This is a genomic window from Nonomuraea sp. NPDC051941 (genome assembly GCF_044593615.1).
In genome coordinates this window covers 254,923-275,051 of sequence record NZ_JBIUCF010000008.1, presented here as the reverse complement: position 1 = coordinate 275,051, position 20,129 = coordinate 254,923, and the positions used below count along the sequence as shown (strand labels likewise).

The window sequence follows — 20,129 nt, the reverse complement described above, 5'->3', positions numbered from 1 at the left end:
CCGTCCCCCCGGTTGGCAGGCTCGGCAGGCGCGGCCTCCTCGGTGGCACGCCATCCCTTGGTAGTGGCCCATCCGCCGTCCGGGTCTCCCCGGTCGGCGCCGGCAGGACTCGGGTCAGCGTCAACGGAGCCACCGTCGCCAGGGTGTCCGGCAGCCTCAGCGTCTGGGCTGGCCTGGGTATCGGTGCGCATATCGTGCTGATCGTCCGCGACGACCTGGCCCTCGGCAGCGATCCGGGATGCATGCTGATCATCCGCGCCGGCTTGGGTGTCGGCGGTTGTCCGGGATTCGTACTGGTCGGCTGATCGGGCTTGGGCCCCGGGGATGAAGCGGGGTCCGTCCTGATCGTCGGTGTCGTCCCCGAAAAAGGGGTGTCTGCCGGTGCGTTCCCGGTAGAGGTGGCCTGTGGCCTCCCGGATGCCGGTGGTCACGTGATCGTCGGTGTGGACGCCGTCCTGTCCGCCCATGGCGGCACGGACATCATCCGGCTCGCCCGTGGCGGCATGCACAACGCCCTGCCCGTCAGTAGCCGTGTGCTCGTCGTGCTGTTCGCTTGTGACCGTGTGTTCGTCTGTGGCGGTGGGGTTGTTGGGGTGTCCTTCCTGATCTGCCGCGGCCTCGCTCTCGGCCGAGGCGCGTTGGCGGGTGCGATGCTCGCGCCACTCGTCGACCGATGGCCAGCCGTCCGCGGCCGAGCGGGCCAGGTCGCGGCCCCGGGAGGGGGAAGGGACGGGCCGGGCGCCCCCGGATTGGGGCGCCGGTGGCCGGTTCGGGTTACTCATGGGAGGGGGCACGATCGCTCATGGGGTGGACGATCAGACGTCACCCGGCTTCGGGGTGGACTTCGAGCCACGGCCGGAAGGAGCGGCGGCCGGGGCAGGGGCAGGGGCCGCGGCGGCTTCGGCCGGGGCGTCGAGGCGGGGGCCCACGCCCAGCTTGTCCTTGATCTTCTTCTCGATCTCGTTGGCCATGTCGGGGTGGTTCTTCAGGAAGTTGCGGGCGTTCTCCTTGCCCTGGCCGAGCTGGTCGCCCTCGTACGTGTACCAGGCGCCGGACTTGCGGACGAAGCCGTGCTCCACACCCATGTCGATGAGGCCGCCCTCGCGGGAGATGCCCACGCCGTAGAGGATGTCGAAGTCGGCCACGCGGAAGGGCGGGGCCATCTTGTTCTTCACGACCTTGATCCTGGTGCGGTTGCCGACCGCCTCCGTGCCGTCCTTGAGGGTCTCGATGCGGCGGATGTCCATCCGGACCGAGGCGTAGAACTTGAGCGCCTTACCACCGGTCGTGGTCTCGGGGCTGCCGAACATGACGCCGATCTTCTCGCGGAGCTGGTTGATGAAGATGGCGGTGGTGCCCGTGCTGTTGAGCGCGCCGGCGACCTTGCGCAGGGCCTGGGACATGAGGCGGGCCTGGAGGCCGACGTGGCTGTCGCCCATCTCGCCCTCGATCTCGGCCTTGGGCACCAGCGCGGCCACCGAGTCGATGACGATGATGTCGACGGCGCCGGACCTGATCAGCATGTCGGCGATCTCCAGCGCCTGCTCACCGGTGTCGGGCTGGGAGACCAGGAGGGCGTCGGTGTCGACCCCCAGCTTCTTGGCGTATTCGGGGTCGAGGGCGTGCTCGGCGTCGATGAACGCCGCGATGCCGCCGGCACGCTGGGCGTTGGCCACCGCGTGCAGGGCGATCGTGGTCTTACCGGAGGACTCGGGGCCGTAGATCTCGACGATGCGGCCGCGCGGCAGGCCGCCGATGCCGAGAGCCACGTCAAGGGAGATCGACCCGGTGGGGATCACCTCGATGGGAGCTCGGGCGTCATCGCCCAGGCGCATGACGGAGCCCTTGCCGAACTGTCGCTCGATCTGAGCGAGCGCGGTCTCGAGGGCCTTCTCGCGGTCGTTGATTGCCATGGGAACTCCCCCTGGAGGGTCGTGGTCCGATCAGTCGAGTGAAAGCTACGGCCTGCCACCGACATTTTTCATGCGACTGCCGGGGAAGACGTGGCTCGGGCGAAATCCATCGTAGCCGAACGGCTGTTCGATCACAGCAAGAACACGCAGGTCGCCGTCAATCACCCGCCCTGGCGTCCTGTGTCACCGAAGGCTGATCATCGTCACCGAAGGTTGATGAACACTGGTTTCGTGCCGTCGAAGGTTGATCTCGGGGGCCGAGGGGTGCGCAAGCCTGCGGCGGAGCTGTGCGTCATCGCGGCCCGGCGGTGTGGGGCCGGCGTGGACGAGGGCGGCTGGAAGATGGGCGCCAACCTTCTCGCGGACATCGCGGGCGCGTGGGAGGCGAGCCTGTGCGGCGTTCGGGTCGACCACGACACCTGGCCGCCTGCTGGAGGACATCGCCCTGATCGCGGGCGGCCGGCTCAGTTCTGGGTCGTCGGGCGGATGACGATCTCGCCGATCTCCACATCACGGGGCTGTTCGATGGCGAAGGCGACAGCGCGGGCGACGGCTTCCGGAGCGATGGCGTACTGGTTCATGTTGCGGCGGATCTCCTCGCGGACCTCGGGGTTGTCGATGGAGCCGGCGAGTTCCGTACGCACGTAGCCCGGCGAGACCGCCGTCGTCCGCAACACGCCGTCGGTCGACTCCTGCCGCAGCCCTTCCAGGAGGGTACGCACGGCATTCTTGGTCGCGGCGTAGACCGCCATCGTGGGTGTGATCTTCAGCCCGGCCGTCGACACGGTGGTCACGAGGTGGCCCTGTCCCTGCTCGCGAAACACCGGCAGCGCGGCGGCGATGCCGTGCAACACGCCGCGTAGGTTGACGTCGATCATCGCCGACCAGCCGGCCACGTCAAGGTCGGCCACGGGGCCGATCTTGCTGATGCCGGCGTTGCCGACCAACACGTCGAGCTGCCCGAACTCCGTCACGGCCAGGCCGACGAGTTGTTCGAGGTCCTCGCGGGCGGTGACGTCCACGGCTCGGGTGACGGCGCGCCCGCCGCGGTCGCGGATCTCACGGGCGATCTTGTCGAGCCGCTCCGTCCGCCGAGCGCCGAGCACGACGGCGGCGCCCCGCTCGGCGAGCAGGCGCGCGGTGGCCTCGCCTATCCCGCTGCTCGCCCCGGTGATGGCCACGACCTTGCCCCTGATGGCTGACATGGGGATTTCCTCCACAGTAAACTGGACACGTGTCCGCTTAAGGGCTCCCCACCGTACCGGACACGTGTCCGCTTAGCCAACTCACCATGAAGAGGACCGATGAACGCCCCCCGCCGCCGAGCCGACGCCACCGAGAACCGCGCACGGATCCTCAAGGCCGCACGAGAGGTCATCGTGAACGCGAACGAGGTGAAGCTCAATGAGATCGCCAAGCGGGCGGGCGTCGGTCAGGGCACCCTCTACCGCCACTTCCCGACGCGGGAGGCCCTGCTCGCCGAGGTCTATCGCAAGGACGTGGACGACCTCGTGGCCGCCGCGCCGAAACTGCTCGCCGAACACGAGCCGCTGCCCGCCCTGGTCGGCTGGCTGGACCGGGTGGCCGAGTACGCGAAGGTCAAGCGCGAGGTGTTCGCAGCTGTCGAGGCGGGGGTGTGGCAGGATCTGTCCGCGCACAGCCTCGGCCCGATCGGCGAGACGCTGACCACACTCCTCGACGCGGGCAAGGCCGAGGGCGTCGTCCGCCCCGACGTGGACGCCCGCGACATCATCCTGCTGATCGGCTACCTGACCCGTCTGGAACCCGCCGAGTGGGACGCCCGCGCCCATCACCTCCTGCGCGTCATCGTCGACGGCCTGCGCCGTCACGCCTGAGCAGGTTCCACGGGACCAAGCGCCGACCGCCGAAGGTGAGCCGATCGACGATGGCGACGCGAAGGCGTGAGTCAAGAGTGAGTCACGCCAGGCGGGGCCTGACCGCTCAAACTTCGCTGTCACAACCGAAGGTTCGCTGTCACGGGACACCTGGGGGCGGTGAGGAGCCCGAGCGCCGTCCTGAACAGCTCCGGAGGGCACTGCTCAGGAGCGAGAAGGGTGAGCAGGCGCATGCCGATGTCCAGCGACTTCAGTATCGCGTCGGCCCGCTCGTACGGGAGCTCCCCCAGCCCGTTGCCCGGGAGGCGCGAGAGGGTGGCGGCCGGAGCGCCCCGGCGGGAACAACAGCGCGACGAGCCGGTCACGGACGGTGGGATGGCGGGTCGCCGCCCGGCACGGTGCAGGCGATCCGCCTGCGTCCGCGACTCGCTCTCGAGCCGGTGCCGCATGACCGCCGGCAGCAGGTCCTCCTTGCCGTCGAAGTTGGAGTAGTTCGAGATCTCCAGCCCGCGGACGGTGGAGATCCCGTTCGTGGTGGCCGATCCGCTGCCCCTGATCGAGGCGTCGGTGAACGGCGCTCCGCCTGCCCTGTTCTTCCTCAACCAGGAGTACGCCGACCGCCTGCGCGTCCCCAAGTACGGCTACACGACCGGCAGAACCATCGGCGGAGACCACAACGCGTACCAGGGACACGTGGACCGGCTCGCTATGGGCGACCTCCGCATCGAGAACGTGCCCGTCCACACCATCCCGGACACGATCCGGCTCACCGCACCCGACGGGCGGGTCGCCCAGGGAGCGATCGGCACGAGCGTCCTGTCGCGGTTCCTGTCCACGATCGACTATCCGGCCGAGAAGCTCGTCCTGCGCAGGAACGGCCGGGTCCGGCCGGAGCACAGCGTGCCCATGTGGTACGTGGGCGACCACTTCCTTCTGTCCCACGGCACCGTGGACGGCCTGGACCGGATGGTGTTCCTCGTCGACACCGGGGGCGCCGACATCGGATTCACCGCTCCCCGCGCCACCTTCGAGGCCGCCGGCATCCCGATCCCCCCGGGCGACGGCTTTCACCCGGTGACTGTGGACGAGGTGACGCTCGGGTCCGTCACCCGCCGCCGGGTGCCCGGGTTGTCCGGCGCGTTCCCCTCCTGGTTCGAGCACGGTTTCGGCTTCCGCATCGGGGGGCTGCCCACGCACGAGTTCTTCAAGCCGTATGCGCTCACGTTCGACTTCGGACGCATGCGCATCCTCATGAACACACCCCGCTGATGTTGGCCGCCAATGTGTTGTCCGGGCAGTGAGCTGGGGAGACTCACTGCAGGGCCGAGGGTTGGAGGCGGCGAGTGTCGAGGGGCTACACCAGGGAACGGCGCACCCATCTGGAGGCACTCGCCGAGGTGCTCCCCCATCATGGTCTGGTCAGTCGCATGGTCGGCAACGACGATCCGGTTCTGTGGGTCTGGCACCCGCGTACGGGCCGTCAGACGATCATTTTCGCCACCCCGTCACACCACGGATGGACGTTCCTGTGGTCGCCCGGAGGGCAGGGCAGCGTGGACGAGCTGGAGCTCACGGCCGCCGCGTTGCAGCAGGCCCTGGACATGTCACAGCCCTGACGCCGCCGCGGCTAGCGGAGCTTGGGTGAGACGTCCTCCACCTGGCAGACCGCGCGCCAGACGGTCTTGGCGCTCTCCCCGTCGGCCAGCGCCTGTATGACGGTCCGCCCGCCCAACGGCGCGAGCACGTAGTCGCGGGCCCACGACTCGGCGTACGTGTCGCCGAAGTGAGCGTTCATCCGTCTCCAGAACTCCGTCAGGCGCATGGATTCAAGTATGGAATCGCCCGGGGAGTGGGTAGGACATCCCCATGCCAAAGACCCCCAAGTCTTCGCCACCGAAGACAGCCGAGACCAAGGCCCACAGGGCCAGGCGCCGCCGATTACTGCACACGCTGCGCCTCACCGTGCAGAAGGAGAAGTCTGAGCGATCAGAAAGGCACGCGGGCGTCAGGCAGGAGCCCCGTGCGGGCAAGCCGCGTACGCGCAGGGCGTCGCGGCGCTAGACCCGCGGTCACAGCACACGCGAGCCGTACATCTCACCGAGATGGTCGGCGAGCAGCTCCAGCCGGGCGCCATCGGGGTCCTTGAAGTAGATGGAGGCGCCGCTCTCTATCTGGTGCGGCACGCCGGCCATCTCCAGCTTCCCGCGCAACCGCTCCCAGGTGGCGGGGTCGACGGAGATCGCGACGTGGTGCAGCCCGCCCAGCACCTCTTGGTACGGCCCGAGGTCGAGGCCGGGGAAGTCGAAGAACGCGAGCAGGTTGCCGTTGCCGATGTTGAAGAAGAAGTGGTTCGAGCCCTTGTAGTCGCGGTTCTCGATGATCTCCGTGAGCGGGAACTCCAGGAGTTCCTGGTAGAACTTGATGGTGCGTTCCACGTCCGACGAGAGCAGGGCCATGTGGTGCAGGCCCCGAGCGCTGCTCGATGGCCGGTGCGCTAAGACGTGGCGCCGTCTCATCTCCGCTCGGCGGGCTTCGATGGCCGCATAGTCAATGGTCACGGTCGCTGTATGTCCGCCAGGGCCCCCACTCAACCGCTCGCCAGGGAGCCAAATGCGTTTTCTGTCGGTGGCGCGAGGCAATATGTGCTGGTGAGCTCGCTAGACCAGTTCAGCCAGGTGACCAGGCAATGGTTCACCGGGGCCTTCCAAGCTCCCACGGCCGCCCAGGAGGGGGCGTGGGAGTCGATCTCGCGCGGCGACAACACCCTGGTCGTCGCTCCCACCGGGTCGGGCAAGACGCTGGCGGCCTTCCTGTGGTCGCTCGACAGGCTGGCGTTCGAGCAGACCGGCCCCACCGCCACACCGGAGGCCGGGCCCACCGCCTCCGTGGCCGCCGCCGTGCGTAAAAGCGCCACCGCCTCCGAGGCCGCCGCAGTGCGTAAAGGAGCCGCCGCGTCCGAGGGCGCCGACGCGCGCAAAGGCGCGCCGAAGGGGACGCGGGTGCTGTACGTGTCGCCGCTCAAGGCCCTGGCCGTGGACGTCGAGCGCAACCTGCGCGCGCCGCTGGCCGGGCTCAAGCAGACGGCGCGCCGGCTCGGGCTGCCGGTGCCGGAGATCTCGGTGGCGATCCGCTCGGGCGACACCCCCTCGGAAGACCGCAGGCGCTACGCCGCCAAGCCGTCCGACATCCTGATCACGACGCCGGAGTCGCTGTTCCTGCTGCTCACCAGCCAGGCGCGCGAGGCGTTGCGGGGCGTGGAGACGGTGATCGTGGACGAGGTCCACGCGGTCGCGGCCACCAAGCGCGGCGCTCATCTGGCGCTCAGCCTGGAGCGGCTCGACGCGCTGCTCGACAGGCCGGCGCAGCGGATCGGGCTGTCGGCGACGGTGCGGCCGGTGAGCGAGGTGGCGGCGTTCCTGGGCGGCACGCGACCGGCCACGGTCGTGCAGCCGCCGTCGGAGAAGCGGATCGAGGTCGAGGTCGTCGTCCCGGTCGAGGACATGACGGAGATGGAGGGCCGGCCACAGCCGGAGGGCGGGGAGGAGTTCGCCCCCGAGCCGGGCAACCGGTCGATCTGGCCCCATGTGGAGGACCGGCTGTTCGACCTGATCGGCGCGCACAGCTCGACGATCGTCTTCGCCAACTCGCGGCGGCTGGCCGAGCGGCTGTGCACCCGCCTCAACGAGCTCGCGTACGAACGGGAGGGCGGCGGGGTCGAGGCCATCGACCTCTCCATCTGGGAGACACCCCAATCATCGCAGAAGCCCCAGCGGATGCCCGCCGACATGATGGCGCAGGCCGGAGCGAGCAAGGGTGTCGTGACCGAGATCGTCCGCGCGCACCACGGCTCGGTCTCCAAGGAGGAGCGGGCGCAGATCGAGGAGGCGCTCAAGTCGGGCCGGCTGCCCGCCGTGGTCGCCACCTCCAGCCTGGAGCTGGGCATCGACATGGGCGCGGTCGACCTGGTCGCGTGCGTGGAGGCGCCGCCGAGCGTGGCCAGCGGGCTGCAGCGCATCGGCCGGGCGGGCCACCAGGTCGGCGCGGTGTCCAAGGGTGTGATCTTCCCGAAGTACCGGGGCGATCTGGTGCAGACGGCCGTGGTGGCCGAGCGGATGAAGAGCGGCCAGATCGAGGAGCTGCGCTATCCGCGTAACCCGCTCGACGTGCTGGCGCAGCAGATCGTGGCGATGACCGCGCTCGACGAATGGACGGTCGACGAGCTGGAGTCCGTGGTCAAGCGGGCCGCACCCTACGCCACGCTGCCCAGGACCGCACTGGAGGCCACGCTCGACATGCTGGCCGGGCGCTATCCGAGCGAGGAGTTCGCCGAGCTGCGGCCGCGCATCGTGTGGGACCGGGTCACCGGCACCCTCCAGGGCCGTCCGGGCGCGCAGCGGCTGGCGGTCACCAACGGCGGCACGATCCCCGACCGCGGCCTGTTCGGCGTCTTCCTGGTGGGCGAGAAGGCCTCCAGGGTGGGCGAGCTGGACGAGGAGATGGTCTACGAGTCGCGCGTGGGCGACGTGTTCGTGCTGGGTGCGACGTCCTGGCGGATCGAGGACATCACGACCGACCGGGTGCTCGTCTCGCCCGCGCCGGGCCAGCCGGGCAAGCTGCCGTTCTGGCACGGCGACGCGCCCGGGCGCCCGGCCGAGCTGGGCAAGGCGATCGGGCAGTTCCTGCGCGAGCAGGCCAAGAACGGCTCGACCGAGCGTATGCGGGAGGCGGGGCTCGACGAGTTCGCCTCCGGAAACCTGCTGTCCTACCTCCACGAACAACGCGAGGCCACCGGCTACGTCCCCGACGACCGCACCCTCCTCGTCGAGCGTTTCCACGACGAGCTCGGCGACTGGCGTGTGGTCATCCACTCCCCCTACGGCGCGCGGGTGCACGCCCCGTGGGCGCTGGCGATCAACCGGCGCCTGCGCGAGCGCTACGGCATCGACGTGCAGGCGGTCCACTCCGACGACGGCATCGTGCTGCGCATCCCCGACACGCTGGCCGAGCCGCCGACCGACGTGGCCGCGTTCGACGCCGAGGAGATCGAGCAGATCGTCACGGAGGAGCTGGGCGGGTCGGCCATGTTCGCCTCCCGGTTCAGGGAGTGCGCGGGGCGGGCGTTGCTGCTGCCGCGCCGCACGCCGGGCAAGCGCAGCCCGCTGTGGCAGCAGCGCCAGCGCGCCGCCCACCTGCTGGGCGTGGCCTCGCAGTACGCCTCGTTCCCGATCGTGCTGGAGACCATGCGCGAGTGCCTGCAGGACGTCTTCGACGTGCCGGGGCTCGTCCAGCTCATGCGGGACATCGCCGCGCGCAGGGTGCGGCTGGTGGAGGTGGAGACCTCGCAGGCCTCGCCGTTCGCGGCGTCGCTGCTGTTCCATTACGTGGGCGCGTTCATGTACGAGGGCGACGCGCCCCTGGCCGAGCGGCGCGCCCAGGCGCTGGCGCTGGACACCACGCTGCTGGCCGAGCTGCTGGGCCAGGCCGACCTGCGCGAGCTGCTCGACCCCGACGTGATCTCCGACACCGAGCGCGAGCTGGCCAGGCTCGACCGGCCGCTGCGCGACCTGGAGGACCTCGCCGACCTGCTGCGCTCCCACGGGCCGCTGCTCACGCCCGACGTTAGCGTGCGCGGTGGCGACCCGGCCTGGCTGGCGGAGCTCGAACGCTCGCGTCGCGCGATCCGCGTACGCATCGCCGGCGAGGAGCACTGGGCGGCCATCGAGGACGCGGCCCGCATGCGTGACGCGCTGGGCGTGCCGCTGCCGGTCGGGGTGCCCCACGCGTTCCTGGAGCCGGTCGCCGATCCGCTGGCCGACCTGGTGGCGCGGCACGCCCGCACCCGCGGGCCCTTCCACGCGGGGTCGGCCGCGGCCCGGTTCGGGCTGGGCGTGGCCGTGGTGACGGACGCGTTGCGCCGGCTGGCCGCGTCCGGGCGGGTCGTGAACGGGGAGTTCCGGCCCGGCGGACGGGGCGAGGAGTGGTGCGACGCCGGGGTGCTGCGGATGCTGCGGCGCAGGTCGCTGGCCCGGCTGCGCAAGGAGGTCGAGCCGGTCGCGCCGGAGACCCTGGCCCGCTTCCTGCCCGCCTGGCACGGCATCACCGGCTCGGGGGCCGCGGGGGCGGCCGGCGGCCGGGGCGCGAGCGAGGCGGCCCGGGCCATGGACGCGCTGGTCCGCTCGATCGAACAGCTCCAAGGGGCCGCCGTGCCCGCGTCCGCGCTGGAGACGCTGGTGCTGCCCGCGCGGGTGCCCGGCTACCATCCGGCGCTGCTCGACGAGCTGACCTCGTCGGGCGAGGTGATGTGGGCGGGGCAGGGCTCGCTGCCCGGCGGCGACGGCTGGGTGTCGCTCTACTACGGCGACACCGCGCCGCTGCTGCTGCCCGAGCCCGCCGAGATCACGATGACCCCTCTGCACGAGCGCGTGCTGGAGCTGCTGGGCGGGGGCGGCGCGCTGTTCTTCCGCGGCATCTCCGACCAGCTCGGATCCCTGGACGACGCCACCCTGGCGGCGGCGGTGTGGGATCTGGTGTGGGCGGGGCGGATCTCCGGCGACACGCTGGCGCCGCTGCGGGCCACGCTCGGCACCGGCCGTCCCGCGCACCGGCCCGCCACCACGCGGCGGCGCCGGGCCGTGCTGCCGAGTCGGAGCGGGCCTCCCACGGTGGGCGGCCGGTGGTGGCTGCTGCCCGCGCCCGCCGCCGACACCACCCAGCGGGCGCACGCTCAGGCCGAGGTGCTGCTGGAACGGCACGGCGTGGTGACGCGGGGCGCGGTGACGTCAGAACGACTTCCTGGGGGATTTACGCCCGTATATCAGGTCTTGCGGGCGTACGAGGAGAGCGGGCGCTGCCGCCGGGGCTACTTCGTCGAGGGCCTCGGGGGCGCGCAGTTCGCCCTGCCGGGAGCGGTCGACCGGATGCGCGCCATGGCGCCCGGCCTCGCCCCGTCCGACGGTCCGGGGCCCGACCTTGGGGCCGGTTCGGGGACCGGTGGTCCATGGCCCGGCGCGGGGGCCGGTTCGGGGGTCGGTGGCGGGCGGCGCGCCGTGGTACTGGCCTCTGCCGACCCGGCCAGCCCGTACGGCGCCGCGCTCCCCTGGCCGCAGCACCCCGGCGAACTCGGGCACAAGCCTGGCCGGAAGGCCGGTTCGCTGGTCGTGCTCGTGGCCGGGCACCTGGTGCTCTACGTCGAACGGGGCGGCAAGACGCTGCTGTCGTTCGCCGACGACGACCGGCTGCAGCCCGCCGTCGATGCCCTCGCGCTGGCCGTGCGGGACGGGGCGCTCGGGAAGCTGACCGTGGAACGGGCCGACGGCACGGCCATCGTCGAGTCGCCGCTGGCGGCGGCCCTGGAGGCGGCCGGTTTCCACCCCACCCCCCGCGGGCTGCGCCTACGCGCCTGAGCCCCTGCGACGCAACGACCGAAGGGCCCCGAGGCACGGGGTCCCGAGGCACGGGGTCCCGAGGCACGGGGTCCCGAGGCACGGAGGCGGCAGGGCAGGGCCGGGGCCGAGATGTGGGCCGCCGGTGCGGGAGCCGGAGGCGCGGGGGGCGAGGTTCCGAGGCGCGGGGACGACACGACAGGGCCCGGGCCGAAAGTGTGGGGCCGGCGGTGTGGGAGCCGGAGGTCGAGGGCCGGGGCCGGGGGCGAGGTGGTGTGGGGGCGAGGGTTGGGGTGGGGCGGGCTGGGTGGGGGAGTTGGTCCGGGCTGTATACGATTGTCGCCTCATGGCTGATTTGACGCTGGGCGCGGCCCATCCGACCTTGCGCGACGAGGTCACCAAGGAGCTGCGGCGACGCATACTCTCCGGCGAGCTCGCCCAGGGTGAGCGGCTGGTCGAGGACCGGCTGGCCGCGCTGCTCGGCGTGTCGCGCAACCCCGTGCGCGAGTCCATCCGGGTGCTGGCCACCGAGGGGTTCGTCGAGGTCGTGCCCCGGTTCGGCGCCACCGTCGCGCGGCTGTCGGCGGCGGAGGGTGAGGAGCTCTTCGACGTGCGCATGGCGGTCGAGGGCCTGGCGGCGCGGCTGGCCGCGCGCAAGCGCACCCCCGAGTCCGCCGAGCGGCTGCGGCAGGTGCTGGAGCAGGCCAAGGAGGCCGTGGAGAACGGGCGGCTGGAGGAGGTGGCCGATCTCAACACGGCCTTCCACCTGGCCGTGGGTGAGGCGGCGGGCAACTCGTACCTGAGTCTGATGATGAAGCCCATGCTCCTGCGGGCGCAGTGGGTCTTCAGCCAGACCGCCGCCGCCCGCGGGCCGCACTCCTGGACCGAGCACCTGAGCCTGTGCGAGGCCATCGCGGCGGGTGACGAGGATGAGGCGCAGGCCAGGGCCATCGCGCACGTGGCCGCGGCCAGGCGGTCGTTCCTGGCGGCGATCCGCAGGGCAAATCCCCCGAACGATTAGAAAACACTCAGATAACAACACAGGGTCAGGAAACACCAGTGAAATGTGAGGTCTTGTATACAGTCTCCTAAACCTTTCAACGGAGGCCCCATGAGACCGTCCCCCAGGCTCGTCGCGGCGCTCGCCGTTCTCCCCCTTGCCCTGACAGCTTGCGGCGGAGGCGGATCGAGCGGCACCCCCGCAGCTCCTCCCTCCATAGCCGACGCCTCGGCCGACAACCGGCCGGTCAAGGCGGGCGGCACGCTCAACGTGGCGCTCAGCGCCGACCCCGACGCGCTCGACCCGAGCATCTCGACCACGCTGGTGGGTCGCGAGGTGTTCGCGAACATGTGCGAGAAGCTCTTCGACATCGACGCGCAGTCGAGCCTGGTCCCGCAGCTGGCCAGTGCCTTGCCCGAGGTCTCCGGCGGCGGCAAGGAGGTGACGATCAAGCTACGCGAGGGCGTGAAGTTCAACGACGGCACGGCGTTCGACGCCGAGGCGGTCAAGAAGTCGCTGGACCGGCACCGCACCTGGGAGAAGTCCGCGCGCCAGGCCGACCTGGCGGCGGTGTCCAAGGTGACCGTGGTCGACCCCACAACGGTCAAGCTCACGCTGACGCAGGCGTTCACGCCGCTGACCGCGCAGCTCGCCGACCGCGCCGGCATGATCATGTCGCCCAAGGCCCTGGACGCGGGAAACGACAACTTCGGGGCGAGCCCGGTCTGCGTCGGGCCGTTCAAGTTCGCGAGCCGTACGTCCGGCAGCCAGATCGTGCTGGAGAAGGCCCCCGACTACTACGACGCGGCCAAGGTCAAGCTCGACAAGCTCGTATACAAAATCATCGTGGACCCGAACGTACGGGCCGCGAACCTGAAGTCCGGCGACGTCCAGGTGGGCGACAACCTCGCCACCACCACGGTCAAGGGCGTGCAGAGCGACCCCAACCTCAAGGTCGTGTCCGGTGGCGGCCTCGGCTACTACGGCATCACGATCAACACCGGCAACGCCGGCGGCTCCACCGAGAAGCCCGGCACGGTGAACACGGCGCTGGCCAAGAGCCCGCAGCTGCGCGAGGCGTTCGAACTGGCCCTCGACCGCGACGTGATCAACAAGACCGTCTACAACGGCCTGCACGAGGTGGACTGCTTCCCCGTGCCGGTGGACAGCCCGTACCGCGCCAAGGACCTGCAGTGCCCGGCGCGTGACCTGGCCAAGGCCAAGCAACTGGTGCAGGCGTCCGGCGTGCAGACGCCGATCCCGGTCACGCTCACCAGCCCGAACGACGCCACCAACGTGCGCCTCGCGCAGGTCATCCAGCAGATGACCAAGGAGGCGGGCTTCAACGTGAGCGTGCAGACCGCCGAGTTCGTCAGCACGCTCGAGCAGGGCAAGTCCGGCAAGTTCGACGTCCTGCTGAACGGCTGGTCGGGCCGCGTCGACCCGGACGGCAACCTCACGAACCTCATCACCAGCCGCGGCAGCAACAACTACAGCGGCATGTCCGACCCGGGCATCGACGACCCGATCAAGCAGGCCGCCGCCGAGTCGGACCCGGTCAAGCGGGCCGAGCTCTACGCGGGCGCCCTGAAGAAGGCCGCCGAGGTGAGAGGCGTCCTGTACCTGTACCACAACAAGTACTACCTGGGCATGAGCAAGAACGTGGCCGGCGTCCAGTACTTCAAGGACGGCCTGCCGCGCTTCGTCACCGCCGGGTTCACCGCGTAATGCTCTGGTTCATCCTCCGGCGCTGCGGATCGGCCGTGATCGTGCTGTTCCTGGCCAGCGTCCTGATCTTCCTCGGGATCAGGGCGCTGCCCGGGGACCCGGCCACGGTCATGGCGGGCGAGGAGGCCTCGCCCGCCGTGATCGAGGCCATCCGGCACGAGTTCGGCCTGGACAAGCCGCTGCCCGCCCAGTACCTCGACTACGTCGGCCAGACCCTGACCGGCAACCTCGGCCGCTCCACGCAGGACCAGCTCCCGGTGATCGACATCATCGCCGAGCGGCTGCCGGTGACGCTGGAGCTGTCGGCCCTGGCCATGCTGGTCGCGATCGTCGTCGGGGTGGGCGCGGGCATCGTCGCGGCCGTCCGGCGCGGCCGGCTCGCCGACTACCTGGCCACCGGGTTCGGCCTGGCCGGACTGTCGGTGCCGCACTTCTGGCTCGGTCTGCTCGGCATCCTGCTGTTCGCGGTCACCTGGCGGGTCCTGCCCGCCTCCGGGTACGTCCCCTTCACCCAGGACCCCGGCCAGAACCTCCAGCGCATGATCCTGCCCGCCCTCGTGCTCGGCACCGGCTTCGCCGCCATCCTCATGCGGCAGACCCGCTCGGCCATGCTCGGCGCGCTCTCGGCCGACTACGTCCGGACCGCCAGGTCGAAGGGCCTGTCCGAGGTCAAGGTCGTGGGCGCGCACGCGCTGCGCAACAGCCTGACGACGGTGGTCACGGTGCTCGGCCTCCAACTCGGCGCGCTGATCAGCGGCGCGGTGGTGACCGAGCAGATCTTCGTGATCCCCGGGTTCGGCAAGCTGACCGTGGACGCGGTGCTGACCAGGAACTACCCCGTCATCCAGGCCGTCGTGCTGATCACGGTCATCGGGTACGTGCTGGTCAACCTGCTGGTCGACATCGTGTACGCGTTCCTCAACCCCCGGATCAGGCTGTCGGGGGGCGCGAATGACTAGGCTGTGGCGGCGTTTCAAGAGGCGCCCGATGCCGATGGCCGGGCTGGTGCTGGTGGTCGCGTTCGTGCTGCTGGCGCTGATCGGACCGCTGGTGACCGGCGACCCCACCGCGCAGGACTACCTGGCCACGCTCGCGCCCCCGTCGGGCGCGCACCCGATGGGCACCGACGACCTGGGCCGCGACGCGTTCGCCAGGATCGCGCACGGCGCGCAGGTGTCGTTGCAGGCCGGCGTGCTCTCCACGCTGCTGGCGATGGTCGTGGGCATCCCGATCGGCCTGGTCGCCGGGTTCTACCGGCGCTGGCTCGACCCGGTCGTGATGCGGCTGGTGGACGTGACGCTGGCGTTCCCGTTCCTGGTGTTCGCGGTGGGCCTGGCGGCGATCATCGGGCCCTCGCTGAAGGGCGTGGTGTTCGCGCTGGGCTTCTCGCAGCTGCCCGCCGTCATCAGGATCACCCGTGGCGAGGTGCTGGCGGTCAGGGAGATGGACTACGTGGCCGCGGCCGTCGCCGACGGCGCGGGCGACGGGCACCTCATCTTCCGTTACGTGCTCCCGAACTGCCTCAACCCGCTCATCGTGCAGGCCACCGTGGCGATCCCGGGGGCGATCATCGGCGAGGCCACGCTGTCGTTCCTGGGGCTTGGCGTGCAGCCGCCCACGCCCTCGTGGGGCGTGATGCTGACGACCGCGCAGCAGTATCTGAGCGACGCCCCCTGGCTGGCCGTCTGGCCCGGGATCATGATCGCGCTGGCCACGCTCGGCTTCAACCTGCTGGGCGACGGGCTGCGGGACGTTCTGGACCCGAGGAGCGGCCGATGAGCCTGCTGGAGATCACCGACCTGCGGGTCGGCTTCGACACCGAGGACGGCCTGGTGCAGGCGGTCAGGGACATCTCGCTCACGCTGGACGAAGGCGAGATCCTGGCACTGTGCGGCGAGTCCGGCTGCGGCAAGTCGGTCACCGCGATGTCGGTGCCCAGGCTGCTGCCGCCCGAGACGACCCGGCTGTCCGGCTCGGTCAAGCTGGACGGGCGCGAGCTCACCACGCTCCCCGAGGCGGACCTGCGGCACGTACGCGGCAAGGACGTCTCGGTCGTCTTCCAGGAGCCGATGACCTCGCTGAACCCGTCGTTCAGCGTCGGTTACCAGATCAGCGAGGTGCTGCGCAGGCACGAGCGCCTCTCGCGCCAGGCCGCCAGGAGCCGCGCCGTCGAGCTGCTGGAGCTAGTCGGCATCCCGGCGCCGCAGCGACGCATGAAGGAGTACCCGCACCAGCTCTCCGGCGGCATGCGCCAGCGCGTGATGATCGCGATCGCGGTGGCCTGCTCGCCCCGGGTGCTGATCGCCGACGAGCCCACCACGGCGCTCGACGTGACGATCCAGGCGGGCGTGCTGGACGTCTTCCGCGACCTGCGCGACCGGCTCGGCACGGCGATCATCCTCATCACGCACGACCTGGGCGTGGTGGCCGACATCGCCGACCGGGCCGTGGTCATGTACGCCGGGCGCGCCGTCGAGCAGGCCCCGGTGGCCGAGTTGTTCGCGAACCCGCGGCACCCGTACACGCTGGGCCTGATGAACGCGCTCCCGTCCGCGGCGGTCGACGGCCGCCTGGCCGAGATCCCCGGCATGGTGCCCTCGCCGCTGTCGGATCCCGACGAGTGCGCGTTCCAGGCCCGCTGCCCGCGTGCCCAGGACGACTGCCGCGCGGCCAGACCCCCGCTCGAACGGCACGCGGACGGCCATCTGGCGGCCTGTTTCCACCCGGGAGGCAAGCAGTGATCCTGCGGATCGACAACCTGGTCAAGCACTACGGCCAGGTACGCGCCGTGGACGGCCTGTCGCTGGAGCTCGCCCAGGGCGAGGTGCTCGGCCTGGTCGGCGAGTCGGGCAGCGGCAAGTCCACGGTCGGCAAGTGCGTGCTGCGCCTGACCGAGCCCACCTCGGGGGCCATCGAGCTGGACGGCCGCGACATCACCCACCTGTCGCGCCGGGCCATGCGCCCGCTGCGCAGGGACGTCCACATGGTCTTCCAGGACCCCTACTCCTCGCTCAACCCGCGTTTCACGATCGGGCAGATCGTCGCCGAGCCGCTGCTGCGGCACAAGGTGGCCGACCGGCGCGAGGTCTCCGGACGCGTGTCCGCCATGCTGGAGAAGGTGGGGCTGCGGCAGGAGATGCGTTCCCGGTTCCCGCACGAGCTGTCCGGCGGGCAGCGGCAGCGGGTCGGGCTGGCCAGGGCGCTGATCCTGGAGCCCAAGCTGGTCGTGGCGGACGAGCCGGTGTCGGCGCTGGACGTGTCGGTGCAGGCGTCGGTGCTCAACCTGATCACGGACCTGCAGCGGGACATGGGGTTCTCGTGCCTGTTCATCACGCATGACCTGTCGGTGGTGGAGTTTCTCGCCGACCGGATCGCCGTCATGTACCTGGGCAAGATCGTCGAGTCCGGCCCGACGGCCGAGATCTTCGCCGCGCCGCGGCACCCGTACACGCAGGCCCTGCTGTCGGCGGCGCCGGTGCCCGATCCGGTCCGGCAGCGGGAGCGGCGCAGGATCGTGCTCGGCGGGGACGTCCCCAGCCCGGTCGACCCGCCGTCCGGGTGCCGGTTCCACACGCGGTGCCCGCTGGCGTACGACGCCTGCCGTACCGAGGAGCCGCTGCTTCGGGATCCTCGCGGCAACGGCCATCCGGCCGCGTGTCATCTTGTCACGGTGGACCGCATTCCCGACGCGGCCGCCAATCTGTAGAAGGAGAGATCTTGTTCACCACCAGGCCCGAGCTGACGGGCGACTTCGGCATGGTCGCCAGCACGCACTGGCTGGCCTCGGCCACCGGCATGGGCGTGCTCGAACGCGGCGGCAACGCCTTCGACGCGGCGGTGGCCGCCGGGTTCGTGCTCCAGGTCGCCGAGCCGCACCTGAACGGCCCCGGCGGCGAGGTGCCGATCCTGCTGTGGAGCGAGGACGAGCAGAAGGTGTCCGTGGTGTGCGGGCAGGGCGTGGCGCCGGCCGCGGCCACCGTCGAGCGCTACACCGGGCTGGGCCTGGACATCGTGCCCGGCACGGGGCTGCTGGCGGCCACCGTGCCGGGCGCGTTCGGCGGCTGGATGCTCATGCTGGAGCGCTGGGGCACCTGGTCGCTGGCCGACGTGCTGGCCCCCGCGATCCACTACGCCGAGCACGGGGTGCCGGTGCTGGAGCGCATCGCGGCCACGATCGAGTCGGTCGAAGGGCTGTTCAACGACGACTGGCCGACGTCGGCGGCGACCTGGCTGCCCGGCGGCCGGGTCCCGGCGGCGGGGTCGAAGCTGGCCAACCCGGTGCTGGCGGCCACCTACCGGCGGGTGGTCGCCGAGGCCGAGGCCGCGTCGAGCACCCGCGAAGGACAGCTCGACGCCGCCCGCCGCGCCTGGTACGAGGGGTTCGTGGCCGAGGCGATCGCCGAGTTCTGCGCCAAGACGGCCTGGCGGGACAGCAGCGGCGAGGCGCACGGCGGGCTGCTCACCGGCGACGACCTGGCCCGGTGGTCGGCCTCGGTCGAGGAGCCGCTCGCCTTCGACTACCGCGGCCACACCGTCTACAAGACGCGGCCGTGGGGGCAGGGGCCGGTGTTCCTGCAGCAACTCGCGCTCCTTCAGGGCTTCGACCTGGACGGGATGGAGTTCCTCGGCGCCGACTACGTGCACACGGTGACGGAGGCCGCCAAGCTCGCCTTCGCCGACCGCGAGGCCTGGTACGGCGACACCGACGTGCCCGTGTCCGACCTGCTCAGCGAGGCCTACAACGCCGAGCGGCGCAAGCTCATAGGCGCGCAGGCCAGCTTCGAGCTGCGGCCCGGCTCCCCGGGCGGCCGCGCCCCCAGGCTGCCCGACTACCCCGCGCCCGGAACGGCGAGCGACGCCCCCGGCATCTCCGGCGCGCGCTCCCCGCAGGGCGTCGGCGAGCCGACCGTGGCCCGCGACGGCACGGTGAAGGGTGACACCTGCCACCTCGACGTCGTGGACCGGTACGGCAACATGGTCTCCGCCACCCCCAGCGGCGGCTGGCTGCAGAGCTCCCCCACCATCCCCGAGCTGGGCTTCTGCCTGGGCACCAGGGCTCAGATGTTCTGGCTGCAGGACGGGCTGCCCGCCTCGCTGCGCCCTGGCACGCGTCCGCGCACCACGCTGACGCCGTCGTTCGCGCTCAGGGACGGCAGGCCGTGGCTGGCGTTCGGCACTCCCGGCGGCGACCAGCAGGACCAGTGGAGCCTGAACTTCTTCCTCGCGGTCGTCCACGGCGGGCTGAACCTGCAGGAGGCCATCGACGCCCCCATGTTCCACTCCGAGCACTTCCCCAGCTCGTTCTTCCCGCGCGGCTCCCGTCCCGGCGTGCTGCACGTCGAGGACCGGGTGGACGCGGGCGTGCCGGCGGAGCTGCGGCGGCGCGGGCACGAGGTCGAGGTGCAGGGCTCGTGGACGCTCGGCAGGCTCAGCGCCGTCGCCCGTGACGGCGAGTTCCTCAAGGCCGCCGCCAACCCGCGCGGCGCCCAGGGCTACGCAGTCGGCCGATGACGGATCTCCTGTTCATGCTGGGCGCCGGTCTGCTGGCCGGTGTGGTGAACGCGCTGGCGGGCGGCGGGACGCTCATCTCGTTCCCCGCGCTGCTGGCGCTGGGTTATCCGAGTCTGACCGCGTCCGTGACCAACGCGGTGGCGCTGTGGCCCGGCTACCTGGGCGGCGTGCTCGGCTACCGGGCCGAGCTGCGCGGCCAGCGGCGCCGGGCGGCGGCGTTGTCGATCACGACCGTGCTGGGCGCGGGCGTGGGCAGCGCGTTGCTGCTGCTCACGCCCGGCCGGCTGTTCGAGTCGCTGGTGCCGTGGCTGGTGGCCTTCGCCAGCCTGGCGCTGCTGGCCCAGCCGTGGCTGCGCAGGCTCTTCGGCGGTGAGGCCGACGGGCCGCCCAGCAAGCTGGTGTACGCCGGGGTCTTCCTGGGCGGCTGTTACGGCGCCTACTTCAACGGCGGAATGGGTGTACTGCTCCTGACGGTGCTCGGCATGTTCCTGCACGACAACCTGCATCGGGTGAACGCCGTGCGGGCCACGCTCGCGCTGATGATCAGCACGGTGTCGGTCGTGGCGTTCTCCCTGTTCGGTCCCGTGCAGTGGCAGGCCGTGGCGGTGATCGCGCCGGCCAGCCTGGTCGGCGGGTTCCTGGGCACGCGTCTGGCCAAACTCATGTCGGCCAAGGTCCTGCGCGGCGTCGTTGTCGCGTTCGGCCTGGGTGTGGCCGTGGCGCTTGCCTTGCGTTAGGC

General features: G+C 71.1%; 18 protein-coding genes. 13 read left to right on the top strand and 5 right to left on the bottom strand.

Annotated features, from left to right (window positions below):
- Nucleotides 1-143: 143 nt before the first annotated feature.
- Nucleotides 144-305, top strand: coding sequence for a hypothetical protein (locus ACIHFD_RS17070; RefSeq protein ID WP_397367668.1), 162 nt, complete (start codon nt 144-146; stop codon nt 303-305).
- Nucleotides 306-815: 510 nt separating this feature from the next.
- Here ACIHFD_RS17070 and recA read toward each other — a convergent pair.
- Together recA and ACIHFD_RS17060 are read right to left on the bottom strand one after the other, a co-directional pair.
- Nucleotides 816-1,913 (bottom strand): recombinase RecA, encoded by a 1,098-nt coding sequence (gene recA, locus ACIHFD_RS17065; RefSeq protein ID WP_185071856.1) that lies wholly within the window; start codon nt 1,911-1,913, stop codon nt 816-818.
- 464 nt (nt 1,914-2,377) lie between these two features.
- A complete protein-coding gene (locus ACIHFD_RS17060) occupies nt 2,378-3,118 on the bottom strand; it encodes an SDR family oxidoreductase (RefSeq protein ID WP_355201701.1) in 741 nt (246 codons plus the stop codon).
- A 99-nt stretch (nt 3,119-3,217) separates the two neighbouring features.
- Between ACIHFD_RS17060 and ACIHFD_RS17055 the strand changes: the two genes are divergently transcribed.
- Nucleotides 3,218-3,769: a TetR/AcrR family transcriptional regulator gene (locus tag ACIHFD_RS17055; protein ID WP_397367667.1), complete on the top strand. Its 552-nt coding sequence runs from the start codon at nt 3,218-3,220 to the stop codon at nt 3,767-3,769.
- A 119-nt stretch (nt 3,770-3,888) separates the two neighbouring features.
- Here the strand turns inward: ACIHFD_RS17055 and ACIHFD_RS17050 are convergent, their stop codons facing one another.
- On the bottom strand, nt 3,889-4,371 hold the full coding sequence (locus tag ACIHFD_RS17050) for a hypothetical protein (protein WP_397367666.1): 483 nt from the start codon (nt 4,369-4,371) through the stop codon (nt 3,889-3,891).
- Between ACIHFD_RS17050 and ACIHFD_RS17045 the strand changes: the two genes are divergently transcribed.
- The gene (locus ACIHFD_RS17045) at nt 4,337-5,038 is read left to right on the top strand and encodes a hypothetical protein (protein WP_397367665.1); all 702 of its coding nucleotides are present in this window, start codon (nt 4,337-4,339) and stop codon (nt 5,036-5,038) included. The two genes, ACIHFD_RS17050 and ACIHFD_RS17045, sit on opposite strands and share 35 nt — an antisense overlap.
- Nucleotides 5,039-5,112: 74 nt before the next feature.
- Nucleotides 5,113-5,385, top strand: a complete 273-nt coding sequence (locus ACIHFD_RS17040) for a hypothetical protein (protein WP_350724795.1) — start codon at nt 5,113-5,115, stop codon at nt 5,383-5,385.
- Between the two features lie 11 nt (nt 5,386-5,396).
- Here the strand turns inward: ACIHFD_RS17040 and ACIHFD_RS17035 are convergent, their stop codons facing one another.
- A complete protein-coding gene (locus ACIHFD_RS17035) occupies nt 5,397-5,591 on the bottom strand; it encodes a DUF3046 domain-containing protein (RefSeq protein WP_350724793.1) in 195 nt (64 codons plus the stop codon).
- 247 nt (nt 5,592-5,838) lie between these two features.
- On the bottom strand, nt 5,839-6,225 hold the full coding sequence (locus ACIHFD_RS17030; protein WP_397367664.1) for a VOC family protein: 387 nt from the start codon (nt 6,223-6,225) through the stop codon (nt 5,839-5,841).
- Between the two features lie 192 nt (nt 6,226-6,417).
- Here ACIHFD_RS17030 and ACIHFD_RS17025 point away from each other — a divergent pair, with 192 nt between their 5' ends.
- From ACIHFD_RS17025 to ACIHFD_RS16985, 9 genes are all read left to right on the top strand, one after another.
- A complete protein-coding gene (locus tag ACIHFD_RS17025) occupies nt 6,418-11,172 on the top strand; it encodes an ATP-dependent helicase (RefSeq protein ID WP_397367663.1) in 4,755 nt (1,584 codons plus the stop codon).
- Between the two features lie 325 nt (nt 11,173-11,497).
- Nucleotides 11,498-12,172: a GntR family transcriptional regulator gene (locus ACIHFD_RS17020; protein ID WP_397367662.1), complete on the top strand. Its 675-nt coding sequence runs from the start codon at nt 11,498-11,500 to the stop codon at nt 12,170-12,172.
- 90 nt (nt 12,173-12,262) lie between these two features.
- Entirely contained in the window at nt 12,263-13,879 is a 1,617-nt protein-coding gene (locus ACIHFD_RS17015; RefSeq protein WP_397367661.1) for an ABC transporter substrate-binding protein, read from the top strand.
- Nucleotides 13,879-14,838, top strand: coding sequence for an ABC transporter permease (locus ACIHFD_RS17010; RefSeq protein WP_364240163.1), 960 nt, complete (start codon nt 13,879-13,881; stop codon nt 14,836-14,838). The genes ACIHFD_RS17015 and ACIHFD_RS17010 overlap by 1 nt, the downstream gene beginning before the upstream one ends.
- The gene (locus ACIHFD_RS17005) at nt 14,831-15,658 is read left to right on the top strand and encodes an ABC transporter permease (protein WP_350724781.1); all 828 of its coding nucleotides are present in this window, start codon (nt 14,831-14,833) and stop codon (nt 15,656-15,658) included. The genes ACIHFD_RS17010 and ACIHFD_RS17005 overlap by 8 nt, the downstream gene beginning before the upstream one ends.
- Complete coding sequence (locus ACIHFD_RS17000; protein WP_397367660.1) at nt 15,655-16,620, top strand: ABC transporter ATP-binding protein; 966 nt, start codon at nt 15,655-15,657, stop codon at nt 16,618-16,620. Before ACIHFD_RS17005 ends, ACIHFD_RS17000 begins: the two co-directional genes overlap by 4 nt.
- Nucleotides 16,617-17,585: an oligopeptide/dipeptide ABC transporter ATP-binding protein gene (locus tag ACIHFD_RS16995; protein ID WP_350724777.1), complete on the top strand. Its 969-nt coding sequence runs from the start codon at nt 16,617-16,619 to the stop codon at nt 17,583-17,585. The genes ACIHFD_RS17000 and ACIHFD_RS16995 overlap by 4 nt, the downstream gene beginning before the upstream one ends.
- 11 nt (nt 17,586-17,596) lie before the next feature.
- Nucleotides 17,597-19,390 (top strand): gamma-glutamyltransferase family protein, encoded by a 1,794-nt coding sequence (locus ACIHFD_RS16990; RefSeq protein ID WP_397367659.1) that lies wholly within the window; start codon nt 17,597-17,599, stop codon nt 19,388-19,390.
- Nucleotides 19,387-20,127 carry a sulfite exporter TauE/SafE family protein gene (locus ACIHFD_RS16985; RefSeq protein WP_397367658.1) on the top strand — a complete coding sequence of 247 codons (741 nt, stop codon included), beginning with the start codon at nt 19,387-19,389 and terminating at the stop codon, nt 20,125-20,127. Before ACIHFD_RS16990 ends, ACIHFD_RS16985 begins: the two co-directional genes overlap by 4 nt.
- Nucleotides 20,128-20,129: the final 2 nt, after the last annotated feature.

Excerpts from the sequence above, each read along its gene's own strand:
- recA (WP_185071856.1), bottom strand. The coding sequence starts at position 1,913 with ATGGCAATCAACGACCGCGAGAAGGCCCTCGAGACCGCGCTCGCTCAG.
- ACIHFD_RS17060 (WP_355201701.1), bottom strand. The coding sequence starts at position 3,118 with ATGTCAGCCATCAGGGGCAAGGTCGTGGCCATCACCGGGGCGAGCAGC.
- ACIHFD_RS17055 (WP_397367667.1), top strand. The coding sequence starts at position 3,218 with ATGAACGCCCCCCGCCGCCGAGCCGACGCCACCGAGAACCGCGCACGG.
- ACIHFD_RS17035 (WP_350724793.1), bottom strand. The coding sequence starts at position 5,591 with ATGCGCCTGACGGAGTTCTGGAGACGGATGAACGCTCACTTCGGCGAC.
- ACIHFD_RS17030 (WP_397367664.1), bottom strand. The coding sequence starts at position 6,225 with ATGGCCCTGCTCTCGTCGGACGTGGAACGCACCATCAAGTTCTACCAG.
- ACIHFD_RS17020 (WP_397367662.1), top strand. The coding sequence starts at position 11,498 with ATGGCTGATTTGACGCTGGGCGCGGCCCATCCGACCTTGCGCGACGAG.
- ACIHFD_RS17015 (WP_397367661.1), top strand. The coding sequence starts at position 12,263 with ATGAGACCGTCCCCCAGGCTCGTCGCGGCGCTCGCCGTTCTCCCCCTT.
- ACIHFD_RS17010 (WP_364240163.1), top strand. The coding sequence starts at position 13,879 with ATGCTCTGGTTCATCCTCCGGCGCTGCGGATCGGCCGTGATCGTGCTG.
- ACIHFD_RS17005 (WP_350724781.1), top strand. The coding sequence starts at position 14,831 with ATGACTAGGCTGTGGCGGCGTTTCAAGAGGCGCCCGATGCCGATGGCC.
- ACIHFD_RS17000 (WP_397367660.1), top strand. The coding sequence starts at position 15,655 with ATGAGCCTGCTGGAGATCACCGACCTGCGGGTCGGCTTCGACACCGAG.
- ACIHFD_RS16985 (WP_397367658.1), top strand. The coding sequence starts at position 19,387 with ATGACGGATCTCCTGTTCATGCTGGGCGCCGGTCTGCTGGCCGGTGTG.